Genomic DNA, 26,315 nt, shown 5'->3' with positions numbered 1-26,315 from the left:
GCTCCCGGCTCCCGGCTCCCGGCTCCCGGCTCCCGGCTCCCGGCTCCCGGCTCCCGGCTCCCGGCTCCCGGCTCCCGGCTCCCGGCTCCCGGCTCAACTGTTTATTGTACCCAGCACCGTGAGGCGAACCGATAAGCGGCGAAAGGAGGTTGTGCAGGTCTCCGCCGCGGCTCGCGGAAATCGCGGCATCGAACCGTGTCGACTTCGCCTGCTCCCACGGGATGAAGTTCATCCCCCGCGCAGTGATGAACTCCCGTGTCCCTGCGTCGAGTACGGACGAGCCGGTGCAGGTGAAGACGACGTGAACCCGCGGGTCACCCTCGAACACCGTGAGCAGCTCAAGAAGTCTGGTGGCCGCAGTCACATTGTGGATGACACCAAGAACTATGCGCTCAAAGGGGACTGTCAGCCACGGGTGGTTCTTCTCGCCTATGGGCATGGGGGTGCGCCGCTGTCCCCACACCGGCTCACCTCATGCTCTCTGCTCTGGCCCTGGCCCGGCTCGCGCCGCGTCCTGCGCAGGATAGCCGAGCCCAGGGGGAGCCTTCGCGCCCGCTCGAACCCTCACCGGACCCACGGACGCGCGCCCGCCCGGCCCGGGAGCTGCGGACGACCTGTCAGTCCGCGATGGCAGCATCGCAGCATCGCAGCAGGACGAGAGGAGGGGAACGCGATGAGCTTCCTGGGGATGTGGTGCCTGGTGCCGATGAAGGCCGATGTCATCATGCAGTACACGCCCGACCTTCAACCGGCCATCGAGGACGAAGCGGCGCACCCCTCCTCCAGGGACCTCCTCCAGTGGTGGCAGGAAGTGGGAAGCACCGAGGCGTCCCGGCACCAGTTCGTCGAGTCCGCCGCCCCGTCCGCGCTGGACGAGCGGATCTGTCTCGTTTACGAGGCATGGAAGCACGGCCGCGACGAATCCCTTCCGTATCTCGCCGTCTCTTCCCGTAACTCCTATCCGGCGGCCGCGATGGCCTTCGCCCTCGGCCCTGAGCGGTTCGCCCACCTGCCCGGCTGGATCGGGGACCTCATCCTCACCCCCGACCAGGTCCGCCGGAGCCTCCCCGCGATCGAGCGCGCCTTCACCTGGAGTATCCAGAGCCGACGCCAAGCCGAGCGACTCCTGGCCGCCGCCCTCCGCGACGAGGGCGACCCGGCCGATGTCGACGCGCTCCTCGACGGAGTCCCCCCGGTGTGGCGTGCCGCGGCAGAGGCCGACCGGGGGCTGCTGGGGGCGCAGTTCATCCCCTGAGCCACCGCCCCCGACGACCGATGCTCCGCCTTCAGGCGCGCTACTGCAGGAGGTAGGTGGCGTCGCGGCACTCGACGAGCTGCCAGGCCCACAGCGCGGGGTCGGCCAGTGCGGCGCCCGCTTCGCGCCGGACGTTCTCCGCGGTGAGCCCTTCCGTGTGGGCTACCAGGATCGCGATCTCGCCGACGGCCACTCTCAGATCGCTTTGCCAGGTGGCGGGGAGGAGGCTGAGGAGGCGGGCCGCGGTGATCGGTGCCTGCGGACGGGATTCGGCGTGGCTGGTGCGGAACACCAGTTCCACGCAGCGTACTTCCGTCGCGGGACCGGGCTGGGTGGGCGATGTCGGGACGTACTGTCCCATGGCGCGGCTCCTTCGGGAGGACATGGATGCGCGGTGTGTTCGGGGTCCGCTGTCCCGTGCCGGCCGAGGTGCGTGGGTGAGCGCGAGGGTGGCCACGGCCATGGTCACTCGTTCCTTTCCTGGTCAGTGCCGGTATCTTTCCTCCGGCACCGAGAAATCTGCCAGGTCAGCGACCCTCGAAGGGGCGTTTACGGGCCCACCAAGCTGCAACGGCTGTGCAGTTTCCTGCAGCCCTCGCCGGCTCCCGACCGGCGCGCCCGTTTCTCTACAGCCAGCCGCGTTCGGCGGCCACCCGCGCTGCCTCGATCCGGTTGGCCGTGCCGGTCTTCGCGATCGCCGACGACAGGTAGTTGCGGATGGTGCCCGGCGACAGGTGCAGCAGACGGGCCACCTCGCTGAGCGTGGTCCCGTCCGCGGCGGTCCGCAGCACGTTGATCTCGCGGGGCAGCAGCGGGTTGGGGCCGCCTTCCATGGCCTCGGCGGCCAGTTGCGGATCGACGATCCGCTCCCCGCGGCGGGCCCTGCGGATCGCGTCAGCCAGCTCGAACACCGGAGTGTCCTTGCTCAGGAATCCGGCGGCTCCCTCGCGGAAGGCGCGCAGCAGGTATCCGGGACGCCCGAAGGTGGTCAGGATCAGCACCGTCACCCCGGGGATCGCGGAGCGCAGCTCTCCGGTGGCGGTCAGTCCGTCGCCGCCGGGCAGTTCGATATCCATCAGGACCACGTCCGGGCGGCACACCCTGGCCGCGGCCAGGACCTGGTCGGCCCGGACCACCTCGGCGACCACCTCGAAGTCGGGCTCGAGGTCGATCAGCGCGGCCAGAGCGCCGAGGACGACCTCCTGATCCTCGACGATCATGATGCGCAGGGATCTCTGCGCAGCGTCGTCGTCGCTCATGCCGCGACCTGGCACGGGAGCTCGACCTCGACCAGGAAGCCGCCCCGGGGATGCCGCGCCGCTCGCGCCCGTCCGCCGGCCAGAGCGGCACGCTCGCGCATCCCGGCCAGGCCGGATCCCTGAGGGTGGGAACCGATCCGCGCCGCTGTCCCGTTGTCGTGGATGCGCATGAGCGCCGTCCCCTCCTGCTGTTCGATGGTGATCTCGACCCGCGTCGCACGACTGTGCCGCAGCACGTTGGTGACCGCCTCCCGCAACGCCCACGCGAAGACGTCCCCGACGTGGCCGGGCAGTGGTGCCAGTACCTCAGGCAGCAGCGGCGTCACACCGGCGGCGGTCAGCACGGCCCGGGCCTGCGCCAGTTCGTCTGCGACCTCCGCCCTACGGTAGCCGCGCACCGCGTGACGCACGTCGACCAGCAGGCGCCGGGACAGCGCCATCAGTTCTGCCAGCTGCGCGCCGGCCGCACCGGACCGCTGCGCTCCCGGCTCCAGGAGCCGGTCCGCCAGCTGAGCCTTCAGCGTGATCGCCGACAGGCTGTGGCCGACCAGGTCGTGCAGGTCCCGGGCGAACCGCAGCCGCTCCTGGGCGACCGCGGTGGCGGCCGCGTCCGCGCAGGCCCGGACAACACGGGCTTCGACGCGCCGGCGCCACACCAACTCCCGGTGCGCGAGCGCGCCCAGCGCCCCCGCCGCCGTGACGGCGACGGCAGCAGGGGCGGCCTGGACGAACGAGGCCGCCCAGCAGACCGGCGTCACTGCCCCGAACGTCCACGCGCCCGCCCGGACACACGACAGTGCGGGTAGCAGACCTGGTCTGCTACCCGCACCACGGCTGTTCCCCACCTGCCCCCTCCTTCGTCGCCGGCGGGGGCGGCCGATCCGTCGTTGCCGGCTACCCGGCGCTCACGCCCCACCGCGCCCGCCACAGCAGCCATGCTGCGGCGCCCGCCAGGACAGCGAAGACGATCAAGACAACTCCGTCAAGTTCGGACGGCGTCCCGCCCAGGACGAGTGACCAGCCCAGCGACCCCAGCCGGTAGCTGGGCAGGACCTGCGCGACCTCGCGCAGCGCGCTGGGGAACACCGACACCGGCAGCCACAGGCCGCCCAGCAGAGCCAGCACCAGGTGCGCGCCGCTGGTGACGGGGTAGCTGTTCTCCGGTGTGAGCACCTGACCCAGCATGATGCCCAGCGCCGCGAACGGCAGGCAGCCCGCCCACAGCAGCGCGGCCAGCAGGGCCCAGCGGCCGGCCGACAGCGACACCCCGCCGCCCAGGCCCGCGACCGCCAGCTGGATGCCCAGCGCCAGCGCCGCCAGCGTCATCGCGACGGCCAGCTTCCCGGCCAGCCACTGCCCCCCGGACAGCCGCAGCAGCCGCAGCTGCCGCGCCCACCCGGTGGCGCGCTCGTTGACCAGCGTCGGCGAGAGGTTGCCCAGCACCGAGCCGATCGCGCCGAAGCACGCCATCGACACCATGTACAGCGCCGACCAGTGCTCGCGCGCGGACGCGGAGGTGCCGGGCGGCGCCGGCATCGCCTTGGTGAACACCAGGTAGAACAGCGTCGGCATGACCAGCCCGAACACGTAGTAGCGCCGGTTGCGCAGAGCACGCCCGAACTCGAAGCGCAGGAAGTCGGACATCAGGCCGCCTCCTCCGTCAGAGCCAGGTAGGCCTCGTTCATGTCGGCGCCCAGCGCACGCAGCGCCTGGGGAGTGCCGTCGAACGCGACGCCTCCGCCGCGCAGCACCACGACCCGGTCCGCGTGGCGCTCCGCCTCCTCCAGCAGGTGCGTGGTGAACAGCACACTGCGGCCTGCGGTGACCTCGTGCAGGGTGCGCCAGAAGTCTCGGCGCGCCTGAGGGTCCAGCGCCGCGGTCGGCTCGTCCAGGATCAGCAGGTCCGGGTCGCCGGCCAGCGCCAGCGCGAAGCGGACCCGCTGCTGCTGTCCGCCGGAGAGCCTGTCGGCCCGGCGGTTGCGCAGGTCCTTGAGACCGGTTCGGGCGAGCAACTCCTCCAGGCCGATCCGGTGCCCCTGCACGGCCACCGCGAAGCGCAGCAGCGAGGCCACCGTCGTGGCCTGCGGCAGCCCGGCGCTCTGCAGCAGGGCCCCCGTCAGACCGCCCTCGACGGCCTCGCGCGCAGGCCGTCCGAGGACGAGAGCCTCGCCCTCGTTCGTGGGCCGCAGACCGAGCATCACATCGATCAGGGTGGACTTGCCGGCGCCGTTGGGACCCAGCAGGGCCACCACCTCACCGGTACGGACCATCAGGTCCAGGCCGGCGACGACAGGTCGCTCCAGCCCCTTCGGATGGACCGTCACATTCCTCAGCTCGACGGCGAACAGAGGCCTCGCGGCCGACGCGGGCGCGCCCGGCGGGAGGGGGGAGAGGGGTTCTTTGGGCATGCAGACGAAGGTACGAACTCTGTTCGCAGGAACACACTGAGTTAGGTAAGACGATCGCGATGACTATTGTCATACCTACGTAGATCAAGAGGATCACCCTGATCACCGACAAGAGCCCAGCTCGGGCACGGTGACGGATCCACTGCACGGGGGAGCAAAGAGGAGAATGGATCTCTCCGGACTGGGCGTTTCCGCGTACGAGGAAACCGTCTACCGGTTCTTTCTGCGCCGGCCGCGCACCGACGCCGCATCAGCCTGCGAGGCACTCGGCGCCGGCGGGCACCGAGCCGACCGAGAAGCGGTCGACGACGCGATCGCCCGCCTCGAGAAGCACCGCCTCATCCACCGCGGGCCGGACGCGGCCATCACCGCCGTCGACCCCGCCATCGGCATCGAGCGCATGATCGAGGAACAGGTCAACAGCCTCAACGACTCGCTCCGCCGCACCCTCGCGACCAGAAACGCGATCGCGGCCCTCACCGAGGACTACAACCGGGGCGGCACCCAGGCGATGCCCCTGGAGATCGAGCGCATCGAAGGCCTGCCCCAGATCCGGGCCCGCATGGACGACCTGGCCTTCTTCGCCCGCGACGAGATCATGGCCCTCCAGCCTGGAGGCGCCTACCTGCCCGACACGATCGAAGCCGCACGCCCCGTGGACGTGCGCCTGCTACGGCGCGGCCTCACCATGCGCACCATCGTGGAGGCGGCCGCCGTCGAAGACCCGCTGACGGCCGCCTACCTGAACGAGCTCACCAGGATCGGTGCGCGCGTCCGGGTGGCGGCCGCTCCGATGGAACGACTCCTGATCTTCGACCGCAGCATCGCCGTCGTCCCCATCGACCCCGTGACCTCCGCCCGCGGCGCCCTCGTCGTCCGACAGGCCGGCCTCGTCACCAACATGATCGGCCTGTTCGAGAGCACCTGGGCCAACGCCCGCGACCTCGCCGACGTCGTCTCCTCGGAGACCGCCGAAGCCCCGCTCACCAGTACCGAACGACAAGTCCTCGCGATCTTGACCCGCGTCGACAAGGACGAGATCGGAGCCCGCGAGATGGGTGTGTCCCTGCGGACCTTCCGCGGCCATGTCGCCGGCGTGATGGTGCGCTTGGAGGCGTCCAACCGCTTCCAGGCCGCCCTCCTGGCCAAGGAACGCGGCTGGCTGTAACAGGCTCAGGCACGGTCCAGCGACGCCTCCAACACCGACCCCACGCCCGCCTTCGGCTTCGGACGCGGCCTCGGCGCGAAGGGCGCCGCATCGTCGAGCCCGGCGCACTGGAGCTGCGGATCTCCGCCTCCAGCACCTGGCTAGCTCAGCGTCTTCAGCGCGGCCGCGTCGTACGGCTTCATCTCCTCGAACCGGTCGCCCAGGACCTTCGCCGCCCACTGCGGGTCCTGGAGCAGGGCTCGGCCGACGGCGACCATGTCGAACTCGTCGCGCTCCATGCGGTCGAGGAGGTTGTCGATGCCACGGACCGGGGCGCCCTCGCCACTGAATCCGCGGATGAAGTCGCCGTCGAGGCCGACCGAGCCGACGGTGATGGTGGGCCTGTCGGTGAGCTTCCTGGTCCAGCCCGCCAGGTTCAGGTCCGAGTCCTCGAACTCCGGGAGCCAGTAGCGGCGGGTGGAGGCATGGAAGGCGTCGACGCCGGCCGCGGTGAGCGGGGCCAGGATCGCCTCCAGCTCCTGCGGGCTCTCGGCGAGCCTCGCGTCGTAGGCCTCCTGCTTCCACTGCGAGTAGCGGAAGATCACCGGGAAGTCGGGCGAGACGCTCTCGCGGACCGTGGCCACGATCTCGGCGGCGAACTTCGTACGGGCCACGGGGTCCCCGCCGTAGGCGTCGGTGCGGCGGTTCGTCCCCGCCCACAGGAACTGGTCGAGGAGGTAGCCGTGCGCGCCGTGCAGTTCGATGCCGTCGAAGCCGATGCGCTCGGCGGCCGCTGCGGCCTCGGCGAAGGCGCCGATGACGTCGTCCAGGTCGCTCCGGGTCATCGCCCTGCCCGTGCCCTCGGTGCCGTCGACGCGGATGCCGGAGGGGCCGACGGCGGGGGCGTCGGCGTAGGGCGGCTCACCCTGCTTGCGCACCATGCCGATGTGCCACAGCTGCGGCACGATCGTGCCGCCGGCCGCGTGAACGGCCTCGGCTACCTGCGCCCACCCCGCCAGCTGCTCCTCACCGTGGAACCGCGGCACACGGTTGCTCTGCCCGGCCGACTCGTGCCCGACGTAGGTCCCCTCGGTGACGACCAGGCCCACACCGGCGGCGGCACGACGGGCGTAGTACGACCGCACGTCCTCGCCGGGGACGCCGCCCGGGGAGAACAGGCGCGTCATCGGCGCCATCACGATGCGGTTCGGGACGGTCAGGCCGTTGATCGCCAGGGGCCGGGACAGGATCGCGGCCGCGCGGGAGGTGGAAGACGCAGTGACGGTCATAGGTTCGGTTCCTCGTAGCTGCCAGAGGTATGTGCACGTGCATTGAAATGCGTGCAGACTCTACCCCGGCAAAGCTTTATCTGTCGATATTTGACAGACCAAAGCATCTCTCGGCATGGTTGCTCCCGCCTGTGCCCCGCAGCGGTCGGTACCCGGAGCGGCCGGCGCCGCCCCGGGAACCGACCCGCGGCCCCGGACTGGCGGAGCCGAGGGTGATCTGATCAAGGGTCGGGCGGGAAGCTGCCATTGCTGGTTGGCGTATCCGGAGCACTCCCAGATCGGGGCTCGGGTGCCGGGGATGGTGGACCACGGCAAGCTCGTCACGGTCAGCCGGTGGTGAGCTGTTCGGGGTTGATGGGGTGCGGGGTGCCGGCCGGCGGGGAGGAGGTCCTGCCGGGGGTGTGCGGGCTCGGCTCACGTTCGCTTTCGGTTGGTGCGGGTGTCCGGTCCGCCGTGGGAGGTTGGCGGACCGGGCGTGGGAGCGGTTGGGGAGTGTCAGGAGGTGGTCAGTGCGGTGTCGTCGAGTGCGAAGCTGGTCAGCTGCGGGGAGTTGTCCTCGGTGCCGACGAACTGCACGGTGACGGTCTGGCCGGTCCAGGTGCTCAGGTCGAAGGTGTCCTGCTGGTATCCCTTGTGGGCGTTGAGGTTGGAGTAGGTGGCCAGGGTGGTGGTGCCGGCGCTGGCGACGACCTGGACCTTGAGGGTGTCCGCTGCCTGCCGGGTGTGTTTGGCGGTTTCGATGTGCATCCAGGTGGAGAGGGTGGCTTTGGTGCAGCCGGTGGGGATGGTGACGCTCTGGCGCAGGGTGTCGGTGGCGGCGTGGCCGTAGCCGTCCAGCCAGGCGTCCCAGCTGCCCGAGTGGCTGGGTTGGTCGGACATCTGGTTGTTGAGGACGCCGGGGGTGGTTTTCCAGGGGGTGGTGTCGGTGCCGTTCTCGAAGCCCGGGTCGCCGAGCTGTTGGCCTGCGGTGCAGGCGGCGGTGGCGGCGGTGACGGTCCAGGGGAAGGCGGTGGTGGCGGTGGTGTGGGTCTGGTCGGTGGCGGTGGCGGTGACGGTGACGTTCGAGGTGCCGGCGGTGGTGGGGGTGCCGGAGATCAGGCCGGTGGGGGAGATCGTCAGGCCGGTCGGCAGGCCGCTCGCGCGGTAGCTGACGCTCTGTGCGGCGGTGGAGTCGACGGCGGTGATCTGCAGCGAGACCGGGGTGCCGGCGGTGGTGACCTGCTTGCCGGGGCTGGTGACCGTCACGCCGTTGCCGGGCGGCGTGGTGCCGCCGCCGCCCGTGCTGCTGCCTCCGCCGCCCGTGCTGCTGCCTCCGCCGGTGCTGCCGCCGGTGGTGGTTGCGGTGGCCGTGAAGGCGGTGGTGCCGTTGGGGGTGCCGAGGCCGGTGGGGCCGTCGTAGCCGGGGCCTGCGGTGCACAGGTACTGCGGGGAGCAGGAGGCGGTGGCGCCGGTGGTGACGTCGTTGAGCGCGCTGGTGTGGGCGTAGGGGTAGGCGGCTGGGGTGGTGCCGGCGGCCGGGGTGCCGGCCAGGGCGTAGAGCGCGGCGATGATGGGGGAGGAGGCGGAGGTTCCGCCGAAGACGTTCCAGCCGCCGTTGCCGTTGAAGGTGGCGTAGATGGCGACGCCGGTGGCCGGGTCGGCGACGGCCGACACGTCCCCGACGGTGCGCTTGGCGCAGCCGCTGTCGCTCTGCCAGGACGGCTTGGGGTCGTAGGCGGAGCAGCCGGAGCCCGCGCCCTCGGAGGGGGAGGTGGACCAGACCGCCTCGCTCCAGCCGCGCGTGTTGTTCGTCTGGCTCAGGGAGGTGCCGCCGACGGCGGTCACGTACTGGGAGGCGGCCGGGTACTCGACGCCGTATCCGCTGTCCCCGGTGGAGGCGGTGATCGCGACTCCGGGGTGGTTGTAGTACTGGGTGTCCTCGCTGGTCTGGCCCACTCCCTCGGGGCCGCCGTAGCTGTTGGACACGAACTTGGCGCCGAGTTTGACGGCCGTGTTCACCGCGGTGCCCAGGTCGCTGCTGCTCTCGGAGTTCGCCTCGACCAGCAGGACATGGCAGTTGGGGCAGATCGCCGAGACCATGTCGATGTCCAGCGACTCCTCGCCGGTCCAGTCGTCATTGGCCGGGGCGGGTGCGGGCAGGCCCTGGCTCTGGCCGTCCTGGCTGACCTTGCTGAAGCAGCCGCCCGCGCTGGTGCAGGGGGGCAGGCCGAACTGGCTGCGGTAGACACCGAGGTCGCTCTCGGCGTTGGGGTCGTCGTAGGCGTCGACGATGGCGACGGTCTGGCCCTTGCCGCCCGAGGCGGCGGCGGAGGCCAGGTTGTAGGCGGACTGCAACTGGCCGGGGCCGTAGCCGCTGACGCTCGCTGCGGGCGCGGCGTTGGCGCGGGCAGTTTGCGGCCTGACGTCGGTGCGGACCAGGGCGTTGCACGAGTAGTGCCCGGGGGAGGCGGGCGGGCAGGCCTGCCGGTAGTGCTGCGCGGTGGCCGCGTCCCGGTGCACGGAGGGCCCGGTGGTCGCCGCGTCGGCGGCGCTGAGCGCGACGGCGCCACCGGCGAGCAGGGCGGCTATGGACGTGCCCACCGCGGCCACGCGGACCCGGCGCTTGAGGCCGGAGCGCCGGTGGGAGCGCTGCGGAGTTCGGGGGTGGGAATGTGACACGTAAGTCTCCTGACGGACGAACAGAACGGCGGGCGTCGGCTGGTGCGCGACGCGGCGGCGCCGTTCCGCAGCGCGCAGAGGCGCGAGGCGGGTTACGGCCCTGCGCCCTCCGCCGCTGGATCATTGGCCGGTTCGCCCCGATCATAGGGATGCCAAAACGGTCAAAAAACGCATAGTGGGCATCCATAAAGAGCCATAAGGAAGCGCTCAGGCAGCGCTTCACTACGCCTGCCAGGTGACGGGAGCGGGGCCTGACCGGATGTCATCGCGACGTGGCGGGCCCGGCAGGGCGGGATCCGCCGGCAGGCGACCCGTCAGCAGGACTGCCGGCGCCGCACGGTTGGGCGGCCGCGGCGGACATCCGATGGTGGTCGGTGTCGGCTCCTGTTCGCTCACCCGCACCGCGCCGTCGTTCCGCTGCGCTTGGTGTTCGGGCGGGTTCTCGTGTGGCGGGTCGCGGTGCCGGGTGGCGTGGTCGGCCGCCGAGCACTGTGGCGGGCGTCACACATCTGGTTGTGACCGAACCGCCTGCCCGGCCCGTCTCCAGCAGTTGATCGGCCACGGCCGTCGGGGGGAACCAGGGGCAGCCCGTACGCGGGTTCGTCGGTGTCCCCCCGGCTGTTGAGGGACCGTCCGTAGCGCGGGGTCGACTTGCTCGATCGAGTGACCCCCTTTGGGAAGAAGGAGCCTGTGTGGCGATCCACCGCCGTCCGAAGCAGCCGAGCTATGCCCGGGTGGTCGTCCTCACTGCCGCTGCTGCGGCCGCGGTTGCGTTGTCCGGGCAGGGCGCGTGGGCCGACCCGGCGCCGTCCGTCGGTGACGTCAAGGCGCAGATGGACGGCCTGAACTCGCAGGCGGAGCGGGCCACCGAGCTGTACGACGGTGCCAAGGAGAAGGCGGACGGGTTGCGTCGGCGGGCCGCCGGGCTCCAGGACGAGGTGGCCCGTACCCAGGCGCAGGTGGACCGGCTGGAGGAGGGGCTGGCCTCGGTGGCCGGTCAGCAGTACATGCAGGACGGTCTCGACCCGTCGGTGCAGTTGATGCTCAGCGCCGACCCGTCCGGATACCTCGATCGGGCCACCACCCAGCATGAGGCGAGCGTCAGCGAGGCCGGGGCGCTGAAGGCCCTGCAGCAGAGCGAGCGGACCCTGAACCAGCAGAAGCAGGACGCCGCGGCCGCTCTCGCCCAGCTGGACAGCACCACCACCGCGCTGAACGGCGCCAAGGCTCAGGTGCAGGCCAAGCTCCAGCAGTCGCAGTCGCTGCTGAACTCCCTCACCGCAGGTCAGCGGGCCGCACTGCTGGCGGCCCAGCAGGATGCCGAGGGCGGCGAGGCCTCCCGCGGCAGTACCCGGGCCGACCTCGCCTCCCTGCCCCAGGCCTCGGGCCAGGCGGGTGTCGCGGTGCAGGCGGCGCTGAGCCGGCTCGGCGACCCCTACCTCTGGGGCGCCGGCGGCCCGAGCGCCTTCGACTGCTCGGGCCTGACGCAGTGGGCCTACGGGCAGGCCGGCATCCAGCTGCCGCGCACGTCCCAGGAGCAGGCCACGGTGGGCATCGCGGTGCCGGGTCTGGCGCAGGCCCGGCCCGGTGACCTGGTGATCTACAACGCCGAGGACGGCCCCGAGGGCCACGTGGGCCTGTACATCGGCAACGGCCAGGTGGTGCACGCGCCGCACGCCGGCGCCGTGGTGCGGATCATGCAGGCCAACGCGATGTCCATCGCCACCATCCGCCGGGTCTGACCCCGCTGCCGCTGCCGACGAACCCGGCCATCGGCCCCGCCCCGGTGGCCGGGTCGTCCGACCCGCGGTCGACACGGCCGCCTCGGCCGGCCCGCTGCTGCTCCCGGCGATGACCGGCGCCTGCTTCCAGTGGCGCTGACACCTCCGCGACACCTCCGCTCGCATGTCCTGTGCGTTGCGTGCTGGTTGGCCGGGTGTTGCCGCATGGTGGGCCGGTGTCAGGAACTGTCAGGAACTCTGCCGAGGCCCTGGGTGCGCGGGGTGGCCGCCGGGCAGGCTAGTTTGCTCGGATGAGTCTTCTTGATGATGTGGCCGAGCGTGACGGCTGGCGGTGCTGGGTGTGCGACGAACCGGTGGACCCCGACAAGTCGGTGAACGACCTGCGGGGGCCCAGCGTCGACAGTCGGACCACCGACCGCAAGGCCAAGGTCGCCGAGCGGCTCGCGCACCGCGGGTGCAACACCCGCAAGGGCGCGGTCAAGGTGGTCATCGCCTGGCCGGAGCGTCTGTACGTGGTCGAACCCGCGCCGCTGATCACTGTTGCCGGGAGGCTGGAGCGCAAGGGGGGCCGCGAGATGGTGGGGCGTTGTCCGACCAGGCAGGACGCCCAGGAGGCGGCGGATTGGCTGGTTGACCGGTTCTCCCGACTGGTACCGGGGCTGGCGGTGAGCGCCGACATCGAGGCGGGCGGCGGCCAGTTCCTCGTCATCCTGGCCACCGGCCGCCGCTGACACCCTGATCCCCCCGGACCGTGGCCCAGGCGAGTCGGCCCCCGCCTCGGCGTGGCCTGGCCGTCTCGACCCCGGTCCCGTGACTGACGAACCTGGCGAAGAGTCGTGTCCTGCCGGCTCGAGGCGCGGCCAACCGCCCCCGCTACGTCCTACTCCTCCGGCTCCCAGGCGCGGAGCAGGTCGAGCAGCCCTGCGTCTCCGTCAACGTGCAAGGAGTCGGCCGGGATACGGTCGTACAAGTAGATGACCAACTCACCGGCCGTGCCATGGATGGAGGCGCCGGCTGCGTCCGAGTCCTCGCCGGTCGCGGCAGTGGGCGCGGGGATGCGGGTGGAGCGTGCGCCGTCGCCGTCGACCGTGAGGCGCCAGGAGCGGCCCTCGGCGGTGTGGAAGTCGAAGGCCGTGGGCTTGTGCGGCCAGGCACTGGGCGTCGCGACGCAGGTGAACAGGAACTCCTCGACACCGTCGAGGGCGACCTCGGTCGGCAGCGGCTGCGCGGCGCCCCCGGTGAGCTGGGCGTCGTAGGTGTGCACCGCGCTCTCCTGGGCCCGGTGCCGGGCGACTGCGCCGGAGGTCCGCGGCGTCTGCAGGGCACTCCACCACGCCCAGCAGCCGGCGTCCGGGCCCGCCTCCCGCAGGGCGCTCAGCAGAAGCTGTGTCGACGCGGCCAGCCAGGCCAGCAGTGCCTCACGTTCCCGCGGCACTTCCAGAGCGGCGCGCGCAGCGGCGGCCTCGGCCGGGGGAGCATCGGCGGGCCCCGCACCGACGATGGCGGCCCAGAAACGGTCTCCCCCACCCAGGTGCTTCACCAGATCGAACAGCGTCCACTCGGGGCAGCTCGGCACCTGTGCGTCGAGACTGGGCGCGGCGGCGACCGCGGCGCGGAAGGCGGTCGACCGTTCGTCGATCAGTCGCAGCAGGTCAGGGAACTCAAGATTCTTTTCCACGCCGGATGTCTATCACCGTGCTCCGGTGATCGGACAGCGATTTTCACGGTCGCCGCCGGTTGGCCATTGCGGACGTCCTCGCCTCCCACCGCTCGGGTGACAAGCTGCGCACCTGCCCAAACTGCGAAACTGCCCCCAGTGCGCCAAGGAGTTCACCACCGACCTGAGCCGGAAGCGGAAGCCCTGCTCGCGCGAGTGCCGCACCGCGTCCCGCCGCAGCGAGACCAACATGGAGACCCGGACCGGCCCGGTCTGCGACAACCCGTTCCAGGCAGCTCGACCTCACGGACCTGGTGGGTGTGCGGCGGCGGGTTGGAGATCCTCGACCAGGGCGGGTGCGACTTTGCGATGGGCGAGCAGCGCCCGGCCGGCACCCGCATCGCGCTGCGGGCCCGCTGGTTCGTGGTTGCCGCGGAAGGGGGCGGCCGGCCGGGCAGCTGAGCGCCTGCCGGGAGCGGTCTGCCGTGCCTTCGGGGCCCTGCTGGAGCTGGCCCGGAGCTTTGGCCGTCCGCCGTCCCGCCCCTGGTGCCGTTCGGGATCCGTGCCGCCCACGGTCGCGGACCGAGGGAGTCGGCTGCTGCCCTGCCGCGTCGGGAGCTGCGCACCGGAGCGGTCGCGGTGCTCGGGCCGCGTGAACACCCGCGCCGCGGGAGACCGGGGCCTGCTGGTGCTCCCGCTGCCTGCCCCGAACCGTTTCCCGGTGGCAGGCGCGGCCGCCGCTTCGCCGGCGTCCCGCGCTGCCGAGCGGCCCGTCCGCGCCGCCGCCGGCGCCCCGACCGCCCGCACGGCCCCGCCGGACCGTGGCTGCCGCAGCGGGGTGGTGGCCGACGATCGGGGTGTGGGCCCTGGGTGGTACCGGCGAGCGCTGGCGGTCTGCGCTGGGCTACCCTGCCCCTTCGTGGACGATCACCCCGAGCCCTCGACCGTGCGCCTCTTCGTGGCGCTGGCTCCGCCCGACGGCGCCAAGGACGAACTGGCCCGCGCCCTGCAGCCCGCCTACGCCGTGTATCCGCGGCTGCGGTGGAACCGGATCGAGGACTGGCACATCACCCTGGCCTTCCTCGGCGAACTGCCCTCCGCGGCCGTGCCGCTGCTGCGCTGCGCGCTGGCCGATGCGGCTGCGTCGCACCCGGCCCTGCAGTTGGGCCTGCGGGGCGGCGGCCACTTCGACCAGCGACTGCTGTGGAGCGGGATCGAGGGGGACCTGGAGGGGCTGCATCTGCTCGCCGCCGGCGTCCGGGAGCTGGTCAGGTCCTGCGGGATCGAGTTCAGGGACCGCTCGCTGCACCCCCATCTGACGCTGGCACGCGCGCGCCGCGACGATCCCACCAGCGTGCCGCAGGCCGCAGCCGGGCTCACCGGGTTCGTGGGCCGGCGCTGGTGGACGGAGCGTCTCCACCTTGTCGGCAGCAACATCGGCCGTGGCCCCGGGCCGATCCGCTATCGCGACATCGAGGCGTGGCCACTGGCCGCCCCCGTCCGGGCCGGGGGCGGCGGCGCTCTCACCGAGCCGTAGCCGGCGGGCGAGTGCCTGCGCCGGCGGGTGGGTGGTCGTGTGGCGGCCCGTTGGTGACGCAACCCCGTTTCGGGCCGGGTGTGCTGTCCTCGGTTCGTGGTCCCCGCCCGGGTCCGGCTGGAGCGGGTTGCTCCTCTCCACAGCGGCGCGGCCGTTCCCCGGGCAACGGGGTGGGGCGGGCAGCCCGCTCGGCCTGCGAGTACACCTTTGCCCGGAGCCCGTGCGGGCGCGCCCTCGTTTCGCGGGTTGCACGGAAGTCCGCGTGCGGCGGAAGCCGGGCCCGACCGGCTGGAGTTCCCGGGGTGCGTGGTCGCCCGTGCCGCGGGGGAGTTGGGCCTGCTGGTGCTCCCGCTGCCGTCCAGGCGGCAGGCGCTGCCGCCGCGCGGTGAGCTCGTCCCAGCCCAGCCCAGCCCAGCCCAGCCCAGCCCAGCCCAGCCCAGCCCAGCCCAGCTCGTCCCTGCCCTGCCCTGCCCGTCCCGTCCCGGCTCTCTCGCGTCGCTCCCGGTAGCTGCCGTGAGCTGTGTCCCGGCCGCGCCGCGATCCACCAGCCCCGCGATCCAGCAGCGCTCGCGGGACGCATGCGAGGCGACCGGTCGCCAGGGCGGCGCACCGCCGGCCTGCCGGAACCGGGCGCAGTCGAGGTGCCGCGCGCGTTGCCTGTCACGGCCGGCGGGTCCTTCAGCGGGAGCTTTCCCCGGTGATTGCGGATTCCAGTCCCAGCCGTCGTGCGAGTTCCTGTTCGCCGAGGGCGGTCAGGCGAAGTGCTCGGCTCTTGGGGGCACAGGTGACCCAGCGGGCTCGGGTGAAGGCGGTGAGCAGTTCGGCGCCGAGGGGGCCGGCGAGGTGGTGGCGCTGTTCGCCCCAGTCGAGGCAGAAGCGCAGCAGCGGCTCGCTCTGGTGGTTGCTCAGTTGTTCCTCGGACAGGCCGAGTTCGGTGAGGACGGCGGCCGCGGCGCCGCCGAGGCGGTAGGGGTGCTGCGAGGTGGGGCTGATGGTGTCGGTGGCCGGGGTGAGGGCGCCCCGGTCGACGAGCGCTGCGGTGATGGCGGTGCCGAGCCGGCCGGCGATGTGGTCGTAGCAGACGCGGCCTCTGCGCAGGGCGGCGGCGCGGGTGTTCGCGCGCAGGGTGTTCGGTGTGGCCAGGCCTGGTGCGAGTGTGGCGAGGCTTTGGAGGATCTCCACGATCTGCGCATTGCCGAGCCGGTAGTACCGGTGCCGGCCGGACTGTTCGACGGTGATCATCCCGGCCGCGGTCAGCGCCGCGAGCTGCGCGCTGGCGGCCTGCCTGGTGACGCCGGCCTCGTCGGCGAGTGCGCCGGCCGCAAGGCTGCCCCCGCCGGTCAGCGCCATCAGGATGCGCGCCCGGGTGCCGTCGGCGAAGATCCTGGCCACGTGGGCCACATCGGGTTCGGCATCGCTGCGGGGCTCGGTCATGGGGTGGATTGTCGCGCGCCCTCGCTTCCACCGCCATGGAACTGTTTGCCTGCGAGCGTGCCCACCATGACCGAACGAACTCTCGATCGACCCGGCAGGCGAACCGCGCAGCAGAGACGGGTACTGGCCGCGACGGGCGTCAGTTACGTGATCGTCCTGCTGGACACCTCGATCGTCAACGTCGCGCTGAACGCCGTCGGCGGTTCGCTGGCGATCGGGATCGGGGGTCTGCAGTGGGTGGTGGACGCCTACACCCTCGCCTTCGCCGCATTCCTGCTCACGGGTGGGACGCTGGGTGACCGGTGGGGTGTGCGGCGCACGTATCTGGCGGGCCTGCTGGTGTTCACCGCCGCCTCGGCCGGCTGCGGCCTGGCGGGCGCCCTGCCCGTACTGATCGCCGCACGGGTCGGCCAGGGCCTGGGCGCCGCGCTGCTCGTTCCCGCCGCACTCGCACTGATCAACCACGCCCACCCCCAGCCGGCGCAGCGGGCCAGGGCGGTGGGAGTCTGGATGGCGCTGGGCGGCGCCGCCATGGCGGCGGGGCCGCTGGTGGGGGGAGGGCTGGTGGCGGCGTTCGGCTGGCGCAGCGTCTTCTTCGTCAACGTGCCGATAGGCCTGGCCGGTCTTGTGTTGGCCCGGCGCGTCGGCGACCCGCCACCGGCGCCTGTGCGGCGCCGGGTGGATCTGGTCGGCCTGGGCAGTGGCGTTCTCGCGTTGGCCGCGCCCATGGGTGTCCTGATCGAGGGCCGGCGCCTGGGCTGGACCTCGCCGCCCGTCCTGGCGGGGGTCGCGCTCGGTGCGGCGGCAATCACGCTCTTCCTCCTCGCACAGTCGCGCTCCACACATCCGATGCTGCCGTTGTCGCTGTTCCGCAACCGGCTCTTCGCCGCATCGACGTATGCGTCCGCCACCTCGGCATTCGTCTTCTACGGGCTGCTGTTCGTCACCAGCCTCTACTTCCAGCAGGTCCGCGGCTGCTCACCCCTGCTGGCGGGCGCGGCGCTGCTGCCGATGACGGTGGCGGTCGCGCTCGGCGGCTACTGCTCCGACCGCATCGCCCGCCTCCTGGGCGCCCGCCGGTCCATGGGCGCGGCGTTCTTCGGCTACGCGGCGGGGGCCGGGGCGCTGCTCGCCTTCGGCCCGCGCTCGCCCTACCCCATGGCACTGGGACCTCTGGTGATCATCGGACTGGCCTGCGGTTTCATCTCCCCCGCCGCCACGGCACCCGCCCTCGCCACCGTCACCCGGGACCGCTCCGCCATCGCCGCGGCCGCGCTCAACTGCGCCCGCCAGAGCGGATCCACCGCCGGCGTCGCCGTCTTCGGGACCCTGGTGGCGACCCTGCGCCCGTTCGTCGACGGCCTGCGCGCAGCGCTCCTCGTCACCGCGGCCGCGTCCGTGATCGCAGCTCTCGTATGGCTGCTCGCCCTACCGGGCACGGCCGGTCCCGCGCCCGTGCCGGCGGGGGCGGCCTCCCCGACCGGCAGCGTCCGGTGATCGGAGCGAGGGCGACATGCGCGCAAACCGTCGCGGCGGCGGGGCGGCTGACGGATCCGCAGTCCCTGACGGCACCGTCGGCTCCCATCGCTCGGAGAAATTCTCCGGGGCCGGCGCTGTCCGACCGGCGCATTGTCCTGATGACCCTCTTCACCTGCGCGAACCGCCGCCGGCCACTGGCCGGGGACCTCAAGGAAGCACAGCCCTCGCGGGAGACCGAGGAGCGGTCCGGCCATCGGATCGCCCCTGCGAGGACGGCCCGAGGCGCCTGTGCGATCAGCCGTGACGCCGGCCTGGTCGTCCTGCATCCTGACGACGTGCCGGGAACGGCTCCGCACCCTGATTGTGGGCGCCGCAACGGATGCTGCGGACTTGGCGGACAGGACGGTCCCAATCTCGTCTGCGCAGGCGGTGGCGCCGAGGTCGCCACCGAAGAGTCGGACTGCTGGACTCGGCATCTGGTGGCGCGGACAGCGGCTGCGGTCGTCAGCGGGGCCGAGTCTCCATCGTGAACTCGTTGACTTTCGGTGCTGGCTTGGCGCAGCAGGATCCGTCATCACGCGTGACGGCATGATCGGGTGCGGGGTGTCTGCTTCCCAAGTTGCCGTGCTGCTGAACGGGTGACACCAGCGGACCAGCAACTTGGTGGGCCCTCTCGTGGTGCGTGGGCCGGTCGTCGGCATGGGCATGTGAGGCAGATCACTTGCCGTGGGGTGAATCTGAGGTGTCCTGGGCGGGGTGGGGGTTTCAGGTCGTTGACCAGGGGCGTTTCCTTGGGTGGCTGGTTGGTTACCCGGTGTTGGATTGTCACTTTGGGCTCTGCTTGATGATCGCTCTGTGATCTTTTTTGGTGCGCATCAGTGTGCGGGAGCCGAACTCACTTAACTGGACTGGTGAGGCACTGGGCCTCCTGGGGGTCTGCTGGCCCCGTGAGTGAAGTGAGGCGAGTTGAACGCCACTTGTGACGGTCGGACCCGGCAGCGTCGCCGGGCCCGTGCGGTCGGCGCGCGGATCCTGTCGGTCGGTCGGGCCGGTCGGGCCGGTCGGGTCGGTCGGGCCCGGTCCGGCTCGGTGTGTCCCCGCGCGGTGGGAGCGCGCCTGTGAGCGGCGAGGTGTTCTCCACCGGGACGGGGCCCGATGCGTGGAGCGACCGGGATGCCCCGCCGTGGCAGGCGGTCCATCACGGTGTGGCGCTGCCCATCGAGTTCGAGGCCCTCTACCTGGCCCAGAACGACACCTTCCTGCACTTCGCCGAGATCGAGCTCGGCGACAGTGGCACCGCCGTGCAGGTGATCACCGACGTCTTCCTCTACGTCCTCGTCACCTGGGACCAGATGCTGGCCGAGCCCAACTTCATGGAAGCCGCCTGGGAGGTGCTGCGCGCGGCGGTGGCCTACGAGAAGCGCCGCCGCCACCGCGACCAGAGCATCCAGGACGCCCCTTCGTTCTTCTGGAAGATGACCTTCGGCCACGCCATGGTCAGCAGCCGCGCGCAGTTCAGCCGCGAGCCGGACGAGCTGCGCCAGGCGATAGCCAAGCTCCCGCCCCGACAGTTCGACGTGATCGTGCTCAAGCATTTCATGGAGCGCAGCCGCGAGGACATCGCCTGGCTGCTGGGCATCAAGGCGGTGACGGTCGACCACCACCACCGGCGCGCACAGGCCCACCTGCGGGTCCTGCTGCGCAAGCCGCCCCTGCCGGCCCACGCCACCGCCACCGCCGCCGGCGCGGCCCGGACCGACGACATGGAGGAGACGGCGTGATCGAGGACGACAGCACGATCGAGGAGATGGACGTCGTCGACGCGGAGATGGACGCGCTCCTGGCCGCCGCCGCGGCCAGGATTGCGCGCCGCGCGCCGCAGCGCGACCACGCCGAGGGACTGCGCCGACTGACGGCCCAGTACACGGCCTTCCAGGTCGGGCTGTTCGAGAAGCCGGTCTGGTGGGAGGCGAAGGCCGCGGCCGGCGCCAAGCTCGAGTCGCTGGCCCGGTGGGTGATCAACCAGCCCGGAGCCATCGACAAGATGGTCGCCCTGTGCCGCGTGGACGTCTACGACGCCACCGACCGCGAGGGCGCCCTCGTCTTCGGCTGCATGCTGCAGCTGACCGGACACCCCGTCAGCGCGAGGTTCTGGTGGCAGTACGCGGCCGGCGCCGACGACCGCGTCGCGGCCTACTGCCTGTACCTGAGCGAGCTCCACCACGGCGAACTCAGCGCCGCCCAGGTCTGGTACGACCAGGCCACCTGCGGCAGGGGCACGGTCGACGAGGAGGTCCCCCGATCCCTGCCCTGCCTGGACACCTACCACGACCTGCTGATCCTGGTCGACGAGGACACGCCCCCCGCCCCCCGCACGCCCGGCGGCCACGACATCGACCTGCGCATCGCCGTCGAGCGCCTGGACTTCGGCACCGACGACGGCATCGCCTGCCGGCCCGACCAGCGCCTGGTCGACACCCTCTCCACCTTCACCGGCCGCGGCTGACCACCAGCAACCGCTGCTGCCCACCGGACGGTGCCGGCAGCGCCGCCCGCGCCCGCCCACGCCCGCCACTTCCGACAGAGGATGACGCCCACCGTGTCCAGTCCGATCAGCACCCTGCTCAACGCCGCCATGATGGCCGCCGTCTTCGGCGCCTGGTACGCCGTCGCCATCACCCTCATCGCCCTGGCCGCCGTCGCCGCCCGCACCCCCGAACGCCGACACGACGCACGTGACGTCCTCAAGATCCTGGTGCGCCGCAACACCCGCTGACCCGCCACCGGTGAGCACCGCGTCGGCAACCTCAGGACCACAACGTTGAAGGCCGGGCCCTGGTGATCGAGGGCCCGGCTGTCAACGTCTCCACGGGCAGGGACCGGAGCGGGGACGGTCGAGCCTGCCGGCCCTGCAACGGGTCGTCAGGTGGTCAGGGCGGGACGGTTGTCGATGACGATCCGGGTCGGCGGGCGCCCGTCGTCCCGCACGGCGGCGTCGAGGCGTGGGTGCACCGGATCTCACCGGACGGCCTGGCCTGCCGCAATGCCCGCGACCGGTTCGTCGTGCTGCCGGCGGGCCGGGCCGGGCCGGTCTGCGTCCGGCAGGGGAGGCCGTGCTGCGCGGGGAGGACGTGCACGTCGTGCACGCGGTTCATCAGGTTCCTTTTCGATCATGCGGGGCCGACTGTTCGGGCTCCGCATGATCGAAAGGTAGGTTCCCGTGATCAACGGTTGATCAGTGGAATGTCAACGCGGGTGCGTGGACCGCCTCGGCGTTCAGTACTTCCAGGTCTCCGGGTTCTGGACATCGCCGTAGTAGTCGCCGCCGGACCGGAATCCGACCGACACGTTGTAGGTGCCGTTCGGGACGTTGATGGTTTTGCCGATCTGCTGGTCGACCTCGCTGGAGTCGTTGGTCCAGCCCCGGCATCCGAAGTCGCCACCGGGCACCCAGGTCTCCGTACCGAAGTAGGGCAAGTGGGCGCAGAGATCGATGCTGGCGTTGCTCCAGTTCGTCCACGACGTCGTGGCGTAGATCCCACTTCCGTCGTCCCCGAAGCCGCAGGAGTCTATGGAGACAACCGATCCGCCCACGTGAATGTCCGCGTAACTTCCTGTGTTCGAGACCCGGCAGCCACCGCCTCCGGTGGCAGCCGACGCCGGCGGGGCCATGGTGAGCGGGCCGGCTGCGGCTACAGCTGCGGCCCCCAGGACGGCGATAGGCCCTGGCGAGGCGGCGGATGCAGGAGTCGGCGCCCTCGCCGAGGTAGGGGCGGACCCGGATCGGCAGCGGTCGCAGTGGCGGCCGGGTGCTCGGGGTGTTCACCGGCGGCCGCCGCAGGGCCTGGTGGATGCGGTGGTCTGCGCGGTGTGGTCGAGCGCAGCCGACCGCCCGGCAGGCCCGCTCCGTTGCCTCGAACGCTTCGGCGTCCGCCGGGTCGATCCGGTTGCCGGCGCGGACGTCTGCAACCCTGCCGAGGCCGTCCGCTGGCCGTACGAAGTAGTCCGGGGCGTGTCGGCGTCGCCGCTTCCCGTCGTGCCAGTGCAGCCGGAACGGCTGCGAGGTGATGCCGGCCACCCCGGGCTCGCGGTCCAGCAGGATCAGCCGGTCCCGCTCCAGCCATGACTCGTAGCCCACGTGGTCGCCCATCGTCGCCGAGAAGTACCAGCCCGCGAAGCTCTGGCCGCCCCTGCCCAGCGGAACCCGCGTACCGGATCGGCAGCCTCGAACCGTTGGTTCCAGCCCTGGCCTAGCGGCAGCGGACGGCGCTCACCGGCCTCGACAAAGTCCAGCTCGAACGCCCGACAACGTCGCATCGCCGAATGCCGGAGCGGCAACAGCGGCAGCTTCTCCCGCCACCGGTCAAGATCATTTGTCGCGGGTCACTGCTCACGCCTGGACGTGGGGCCGCCCGTCGAACATGCGGCCATAGTGTGGCGTATGTGCGGTGAAAAATGTTGCGTACGGAGCGGTGTTCTGTGCTACCGTTCTGGATGGGAGGTGTGTGATGTCTGAGATTTTCGCGGCGGTGGACGCGCTGCTGGCCAAGGCCCGGGACGGCGGCGACCTGCCGGAGCCGGCCGAGCGGGAGCGGCTGCGCAAGGCCGCTGGCCTGACCCAGGTCGAGGTGGCCGAGGCCCTGAGGAGCCGGCGGGAGACGTTCGCCAAGTGGGAGGCCGGCACTGCCCGACCGCGGGCCCCCAAGCGCGGCGCCTACGCCTTCCTGCTCGCGGGCCTGGCCGACATCCACGGCACCCAGGGCCCGGACGGCTGGCTCACCCTCGCCCGCCAGGCCCGCCCCCTCGACACCAGCACCGACGCCACGGAAGGGGAGTGAGGCCCTGATGGACCGTAAGACGTACACCGCCGAGCTCGCCGGTCTGCGCGAGCTGCGCACCGAGATCACGGCCGCTGAGAAGCAGGTCGCGGCTGCGCAGAAGGAGCTGGACAGGCTCGCCGCCCTGCGGTCGCGCCGGGTGGCCGGGCTGGCGGGGTACGAGGGAGCGCAGGCCGCGCCGATCGCGAAGGCGTCCGGGCTGACGCTGGCCGACGTCGTGCGGATCGCCCCGCTGCTCGACCCGACGCCGGCTGCCGTCCGCGCCGCCAAGGCCGACGACCAGGTGGCCGCCGCGCCCGTCCAGGCGTCGGCACCGCCGGTCGAGCCCGCGCCGGTCGCCGCGCCCGCCGTCGCCATTGCCCCGGCGCTGAGCCGCCCCGCCGCCGTCATCGAGCAGCTGGCCCCGGTCGACGCCGAGGACCAGGCCCCCGCCGAGCAGCCCGCCCCCGCCGCGGCTGCCCCTGCTGCTGCCCCCGTTGCTGCGCCGGTCGAGCCGGTTGTCTCGGTCGCTCCGGTCGCTCCGGTCGCTGCCGTGCCGCGTGCGGCGGTCGAGGCTGGGCCGCGTGAGCTGCCGACTCTCCCGGAGGGTCCTGCGGGCGCGCGGTTCGAGGCGGTGACGACGGGTCTGGTCTCCACCCGGCCGAAATTTACCCAGCAGGCCCGCTCGACGGTGTTCCTGGACGCGGCGGCCGGGATGCTGGCCGTGCGCGACCACGTCGTGCGGCTCGACCTCGGCGCCCGTACCCCGGGCGAGATCCTGGACGCCGTGCTGGCCACCGCACCGGGCACGGAGCGGATCTACATCACCGCCGGCGCCCCGTGGCACGACGGCGCCGAGCGCTACTCCACACTGAAGGACGCGGTCGCCGCGTGGTTGAACACGCCGTCGCAGCGGTGGACGACTGCCGTCGGCTCGGGCCGGGATCGGCTGGCCGGGCACTTCGTGCACCAGCGTCAGCCGGTCGGCCGCTACGCCCCCGCAGCTGCGCCGGACAGCGGCACCACGGAGATCCGGTCCATGGGGGAGTGGTTCGATGCGGACGGCGCCGATGCCGTCACCTGCCGCCAGGCGTTCACGTTGCTGTGGCAGGCGCTGCGGCGTCACTGGGACGACGCGGTCCTGATGGGCTCGCCGTCGCAGACGGGCCGGGACCTGTGGTCGCGTACCATCCCGACCACGGGCAAGTGGGCGGGTGGCTACCCGGTGCTGTCGGAGGAGCTGCGGGGGTTGTTGCATGCGACCGGCGGGCAGGGCCGCACCGAGCTGATCCTGCCGCCGCGGGTGCCGGAGCAGCTTCCGGCGCTGGTCGAGTACGACCGCACGTTCGCCTACGCGAAGCACCTGTGGAAGTCCCCGGTCGGCACTCCCCGGCGGATCACCGCGCGGGCGTTCGCGGCGATGACCGAGCAGGAGCAGACCAAGGCGCTGATGTCCTGCTCCCACTGGAACATCCGCGTGACCGTCCCGGCCGGTTGGAACCACGTCGGTCTGCTGCCGGCCCCCGTCACCGGTGACCGCGCCTGGGTCTACCCGGCCACACCCGGCGCGACGTTCACCACGTGGGCGGGCGGCGCGGAGGTCCACCTCGCCCTGTCGAACCACCTGATGCCGTGGAAGATCGAGATCCTCTCCGGCCTGCTCTTCGAGGACGGCAAGCCGCTCGACGAGTGGGGCAAGCGCCTCAAGGCCGCGTGGGCGGACCTGACCAACCTCTCGAAGCTGCACGGCGACGAGCGCCAGCGGCAGGCGGCCTACCTCGCCTCCCGGGCGGTCCGGTCGGTGCTGCTGTTCGGCCTGGGCGGCTTCGCGCAGCGCCCGCGCCTGGTCTCCGGCACCACCCCGGTCGGCGAGGCGCTCCCGGCCGGGGTGGAGATCCTCGGCCGGGACGAGACGGTGGTGACCTGGCAGCGGCAGGCCGGGTTCTCCCGCGACCCCTACGCCCACCCCGAGTGGGCCGCCTACGTCTGGTCCGGCGCCCGGGCGGCACTGCTGGACATGAAGTACCGCCAGGGCAAGGAGGTCATCGCCTCCGCCGGCGCTCTGCACGCCAAGCCCGGCAGCGTCGTGTACTTCGGTACGGACGGCATCGCGCTGACGGAGCGCCAGCCCTGGCCCTACCGGGGCGAGGTGGGGGACTACCTCCTCAAGGGCCACCTGAGCGGCCCCCTCGCGCACCCGACCAGCCAGGAGCAGTACCTGAAGCTGCGCGGCCTGGGCCGCGCCGAACTCGCCCGGACGGGAGCTGACCAGTGAGCCCGGCCGACCCGGACAACCCGAACGAGGCCGCGCGCCTGACCCAGCAGCTCATCGACGAGGGCTACACCAAGCGCCAGGTCGCCAAGATGCTCGGCCGCGACGCCTCCCTCGTGAGCCAGTTCTTCACCAAGGGCAAGGGCGCGAGCATGGTCGGCGCGCTGCGCCAGGTGGTGCTGGCGGTGCGCGGCGGCGAGCGGGACGAGGAGGCGCTGTCGGGCATCGCGCAGGAGAACGTGAAGCGCCGCCGTACGAAGACGGGGCAGAAGGCGCGGGTGCGGGGCAAGGACACGATCGGCACCCCGGGCGCCAGCATGGCCGGCCGCGCCGGGAAGCAGGCCATCAAGTCCGGCGCGAGCCATCTCGCCCCCGTCGTCCACGAGACCGGCCAGGCCGGCGGGCACCTGGCCTTCACCGTCCGGATGAGGGCCAATCAGTTCACGATGGCGGCCGGGTCGAAGGCGGACTCGGCAGGCATCAGGCGCGGCGTCATCCCGCGTGCGGACGGTACCGAGGAGCGCACCTACGGCTCCGCCGCCACCGGCGGGTTCGACGCCGCCGAGTTCTCCCAGCGCGTCGCCGACCACCACGGCGATGTCACCGAGGCGATGAAGGCCTGGCTGGTGGAGACCGGCCGCGCCGTCGAGGACGCCGACATCGCCTACCTGGAAGTCCGCGGGTGGGTGCCCCCGCCGCCGCAGCAGTGAAGGACAGCGACCAGATGAACGCGAACGCGACGTTCGGTCAGCCGAGGCCGGCCTGGTTCCGGGGCTGCGCCGAGACACTGGCCGTGCTGAAGGGGGCCGCCGCCGGATGCGGCGTCACCCTGCACCAGGACACCGCACCGACGGTCGACCAAGCCCAGGCCCTGGAGGAGGAGCTGGCCGACACCCTGATCGCCCGCGGCTTCGAAGGGGACTGGGAGATCACGCCGTTCGGCTCCCTCGTGGAGAACCTGATCGACGCCCTCCACCGCTACGCCTACCCCGACGGGCACTGACCCGGCCCCGCATCAGAAGGGACACACCCGCCGTGGACACCACGACCGCTGCCGAGCAGGACGTGCCGGCCGGGCCACGCGCCCAGGCCGAGCTACCCGCCCCGGCGCAGCCGCGCGCCGACGCCGTCAATCCGTTGCCGCTGCACTGGTTCCAGAAGGACGCCGTCGCGGCCGCCGTCCGGGAGGTCAAGGACGGGGGCCGCGCGACGGTCGTCGCGGCGACCGGCTCCGGCAAGACCCTCATCGCCGCCGGCTGCGCCCGACGCCTGGCGGCGCGCGGCCGGGTGCTGGTGCTGGTGCCGACGATCGAATTGCTGGAGCAGACCGTGCAGTCCTGGTCGACGAAAGGCGGGCGCCG

General features: G+C 72.1%; 25 protein-coding genes and 2 pseudogenes. 15 read left to right on the top strand and 12 right to left on the bottom strand.

Annotated elements, in window-relative coordinates; translation table 11 throughout:
• Window positions 1-439, bottom strand: a pseudogene (locus P3T37_RS36395) (hypothetical protein); the annotation flags it as partial.
• A 234-nt stretch (window positions 440-673) separates the two neighbouring features.
• On the opposite strand from P3T37_RS36395, the gene P3T37_RS36390 reads away from it, so the two are divergent.
• On the top strand, window positions 674-1,255 hold the full coding sequence (locus tag P3T37_RS36390) for a hypothetical protein (protein ID WP_280728258.1): 582 nt from the start codon (window positions 674-676) through the stop codon (window positions 1,253-1,255).
• Between the two features lie 40 nt (window positions 1,256-1,295).
• On the opposite strand, the gene P3T37_RS36385 is transcribed toward P3T37_RS36390, so the two are convergent.
• From P3T37_RS36385 to P3T37_RS36365, 5 genes are all read right to left on the bottom strand, one after another.
• The gene (locus P3T37_RS36385) at window positions 1,296-1,616 is read right to left on the bottom strand and encodes a hypothetical protein (protein WP_280728257.1); all 321 of its coding nucleotides are present in this window, start codon (window positions 1,614-1,616) and stop codon (window positions 1,296-1,298) included.
• Window positions 1,617-1,881: 265 nt separating this feature from the next.
• The gene (locus P3T37_RS36380) at window positions 1,882-2,514 is read right to left on the bottom strand and encodes a response regulator transcription factor (protein ID WP_280728256.1); all 633 of its coding nucleotides are present in this window, start codon (window positions 2,512-2,514) and stop codon (window positions 1,882-1,884) included.
• Entirely contained in the window at window positions 2,511-3,272 is a 762-nt protein-coding gene (locus tag P3T37_RS36375; protein ID WP_280728255.1) for a histidine kinase, read from the bottom strand. Before P3T37_RS36375 ends, P3T37_RS36380 begins: the two co-directional genes overlap by 4 nt.
• Before the next feature lie 136 nt (window positions 3,273-3,408).
• Complete coding sequence (locus tag P3T37_RS36370) at window positions 3,409-4,158, bottom strand: ABC transporter permease (protein ID WP_280728254.1); 750 nt, start codon at window positions 4,156-4,158, stop codon at window positions 3,409-3,411.
• A complete protein-coding gene (locus P3T37_RS36365) occupies window positions 4,158-4,922 on the bottom strand; it encodes an ABC transporter ATP-binding protein (protein WP_280728253.1) in 765 nt (254 codons plus the stop codon). The genes P3T37_RS36370 and P3T37_RS36365 overlap by 1 nt, the downstream gene beginning before the upstream one ends.
• Window positions 4,923-5,088: 166 nt before the next feature.
• Here P3T37_RS36365 and P3T37_RS36360 point away from each other — a divergent pair, with 166 nt between their 5' ends.
• A complete protein-coding gene (locus tag P3T37_RS36360; protein ID WP_280728252.1) occupies window positions 5,089-6,090 on the top strand; it encodes a LuxR C-terminal-related transcriptional regulator in 1,002 nt (333 codons plus the stop codon).
• A 140-nt stretch (window positions 6,091-6,230) separates the two neighbouring features.
• Here the strand turns inward: P3T37_RS36360 and P3T37_RS36355 are convergent, their stop codons facing one another.
• Entirely contained in the window at window positions 6,231-7,358 is a 1,128-nt protein-coding gene (locus P3T37_RS36355) for an NADH:flavin oxidoreductase (protein ID WP_280728251.1), read from the bottom strand.
• Window positions 7,359-7,853: 495 nt separating this feature from the next.
• On the bottom strand, window positions 7,854-10,016 hold the full coding sequence (locus P3T37_RS36350; protein ID WP_280728250.1) for a putative Ig domain-containing protein: 2,163 nt from the start codon (window positions 10,014-10,016) through the stop codon (window positions 7,854-7,856).
• Window positions 10,017-10,708: 692 nt separating this feature from the next.
• Here P3T37_RS36350 and P3T37_RS36345 point away from each other — a divergent pair.
• Entirely contained in the window at window positions 10,709-11,758 is a 1,050-nt protein-coding gene (locus P3T37_RS36345; protein ID WP_280728249.1) for a C40 family peptidase, read from the top strand.
• A gap of 290 nt (window positions 11,759-12,048) precedes the next feature.
• Window positions 12,049-12,489: a hypothetical protein gene (locus tag P3T37_RS36340; protein WP_280728248.1), complete on the top strand. Its 441-nt coding sequence runs from the start codon at window positions 12,049-12,051 to the stop codon at window positions 12,487-12,489.
• A 149-nt stretch (window positions 12,490-12,638) separates the two neighbouring features.
• Here P3T37_RS36340 and P3T37_RS36335 read toward each other — a convergent pair whose 3' ends face one another.
• Window positions 12,639-13,436 carry a maleylpyruvate isomerase family mycothiol-dependent enzyme gene (locus tag P3T37_RS36335; protein ID WP_280728247.1) on the bottom strand — a complete coding sequence of 266 codons (798 nt, stop codon included), beginning with the start codon at window positions 13,434-13,436 and terminating at the stop codon, window positions 12,639-12,641.
• A 312-nt stretch (window positions 13,437-13,748) separates the two neighbouring features.
• Here P3T37_RS36335 and P3T37_RS36330 point away from each other — a divergent pair, with 312 nt between their 5' ends.
• Window positions 13,749-13,877 carry a hypothetical protein gene (locus tag P3T37_RS36330; protein ID WP_280728246.1) on the top strand — a complete coding sequence of 43 codons (129 nt, stop codon included), beginning with the start codon at window positions 13,749-13,751 and terminating at the stop codon, window positions 13,875-13,877.
• Window positions 13,878-14,334: 457 nt separating this feature from the next.
• Entirely contained in the window at window positions 14,335-14,952 is a 618-nt protein-coding gene (gene thpR, locus P3T37_RS36325) for an RNA 2',3'-cyclic phosphodiesterase (RefSeq protein ID WP_280728245.1), read from the top strand.
• 678 nt (window positions 14,953-15,630) lie between these two features.
• Here thpR and P3T37_RS36320 read toward each other — a convergent pair.
• A complete protein-coding gene (locus P3T37_RS36320; protein ID WP_280728244.1) occupies window positions 15,631-16,386 on the bottom strand; it encodes a helix-turn-helix transcriptional regulator in 756 nt (251 codons plus the stop codon).
• Window positions 16,387-16,452: 66 nt separating this feature from the next.
• On the opposite strand from P3T37_RS36320, the gene P3T37_RS36315 reads away from it, so the two are divergent.
• The 4 genes from P3T37_RS36315 (at window position 16,453) to P3T37_RS36300 (ending at window position 20,641) form a co-directional block, all read left to right on the top strand.
• Window positions 16,453-17,883: an MFS transporter gene (locus tag P3T37_RS36315; protein ID WP_280728243.1), complete on the top strand. Its 1,431-nt coding sequence runs from the start codon at window positions 16,453-16,455 to the stop codon at window positions 17,881-17,883.
• A 1,100-nt stretch (window positions 17,884-18,983) separates the two neighbouring features.
• Window positions 18,984-19,646, top strand: coding sequence for a sigma-70 family RNA polymerase sigma factor (locus P3T37_RS36310; RefSeq protein WP_280728242.1), 663 nt, complete (start codon window positions 18,984-18,986; stop codon window positions 19,644-19,646).
• Complete coding sequence (locus tag P3T37_RS36305; RefSeq protein ID WP_280728241.1) at window positions 19,643-20,371, top strand: hypothetical protein; 729 nt, start codon at window positions 19,643-19,645, stop codon at window positions 20,369-20,371. Before P3T37_RS36310 ends, P3T37_RS36305 begins: the two co-directional genes overlap by 4 nt.
• A gap of 93 nt (window positions 20,372-20,464) precedes the next feature.
• On the top strand, window positions 20,465-20,641 hold the full coding sequence (locus tag P3T37_RS36300; RefSeq protein ID WP_280728240.1) for a hypothetical protein: 177 nt from the start codon (window positions 20,465-20,467) through the stop codon (window positions 20,639-20,641).
• Between the two features lie 500 nt (window positions 20,642-21,141).
• Here P3T37_RS36300 and P3T37_RS36295 read toward each other — a convergent pair whose 3' ends face one another.
• Both P3T37_RS36295 and P3T37_RS36290 read right to left on the bottom strand, forming a co-directional pair.
• Window positions 21,142-21,459 (bottom strand): hypothetical protein, encoded by a 318-nt coding sequence (locus P3T37_RS36295; protein ID WP_280728260.1) that lies wholly within the window; start codon window positions 21,457-21,459, stop codon window positions 21,142-21,144.
• A gap of 289 nt (window positions 21,460-21,748) precedes the next feature.
• Window positions 21,749-22,125, bottom strand: a pseudogene (locus P3T37_RS36290) (TnsA-like heteromeric transposase endonuclease subunit); the annotation flags it as partial.
• Between the two features lie 248 nt (window positions 22,126-22,373).
• Between P3T37_RS36290 and P3T37_RS36285 the strand changes: the two are divergent.
• The 5 genes from P3T37_RS36285 to P3T37_RS36265 form a co-directional block, all read left to right on the top strand.
• On the top strand, window positions 22,374-22,703 hold the full coding sequence (locus tag P3T37_RS36285; protein ID WP_348533318.1) for a helix-turn-helix domain-containing protein: 330 nt from the start codon (window positions 22,374-22,376) through the stop codon (window positions 22,701-22,703).
• Window positions 22,704-22,710: 7 nt separating this feature from the next.
• A complete protein-coding gene (locus P3T37_RS36280; RefSeq protein WP_280728239.1) occupies window positions 22,711-24,957 on the top strand; it encodes a hypothetical protein in 2,247 nt (748 codons plus the stop codon).
• Window positions 24,954-25,664 (top strand): helix-turn-helix domain containing protein, encoded by a 711-nt coding sequence (locus P3T37_RS36275; RefSeq protein ID WP_280728238.1) that lies wholly within the window; start codon window positions 24,954-24,956, stop codon window positions 25,662-25,664. Before P3T37_RS36280 ends, P3T37_RS36275 begins: the two co-directional genes overlap by 4 nt.
• A 14-nt stretch (window positions 25,665-25,678) precedes the next feature.
• Entirely contained in the window at window positions 25,679-25,957 is a 279-nt protein-coding gene (locus tag P3T37_RS36270; protein WP_280728237.1) for a hypothetical protein, read from the top strand.
• 134 nt (window positions 25,958-26,091) lie between these two features.
• A partial coding sequence (locus tag P3T37_RS36265; protein WP_280728259.1) for a DEAD/DEAH box helicase family protein occupies window positions 26,092-26,315 on the top strand: 224 nt, incomplete at its 3' end.

The organism is Kitasatospora sp. MAA4 (assembly GCF_029893355.1).
GTDB lineage: Bacteria > Actinomycetota > Actinomycetes > Streptomycetales > Streptomycetaceae > Kitasatospora.
This window is presented reverse-complemented; position numbering and strand designations above follow the sequence as displayed.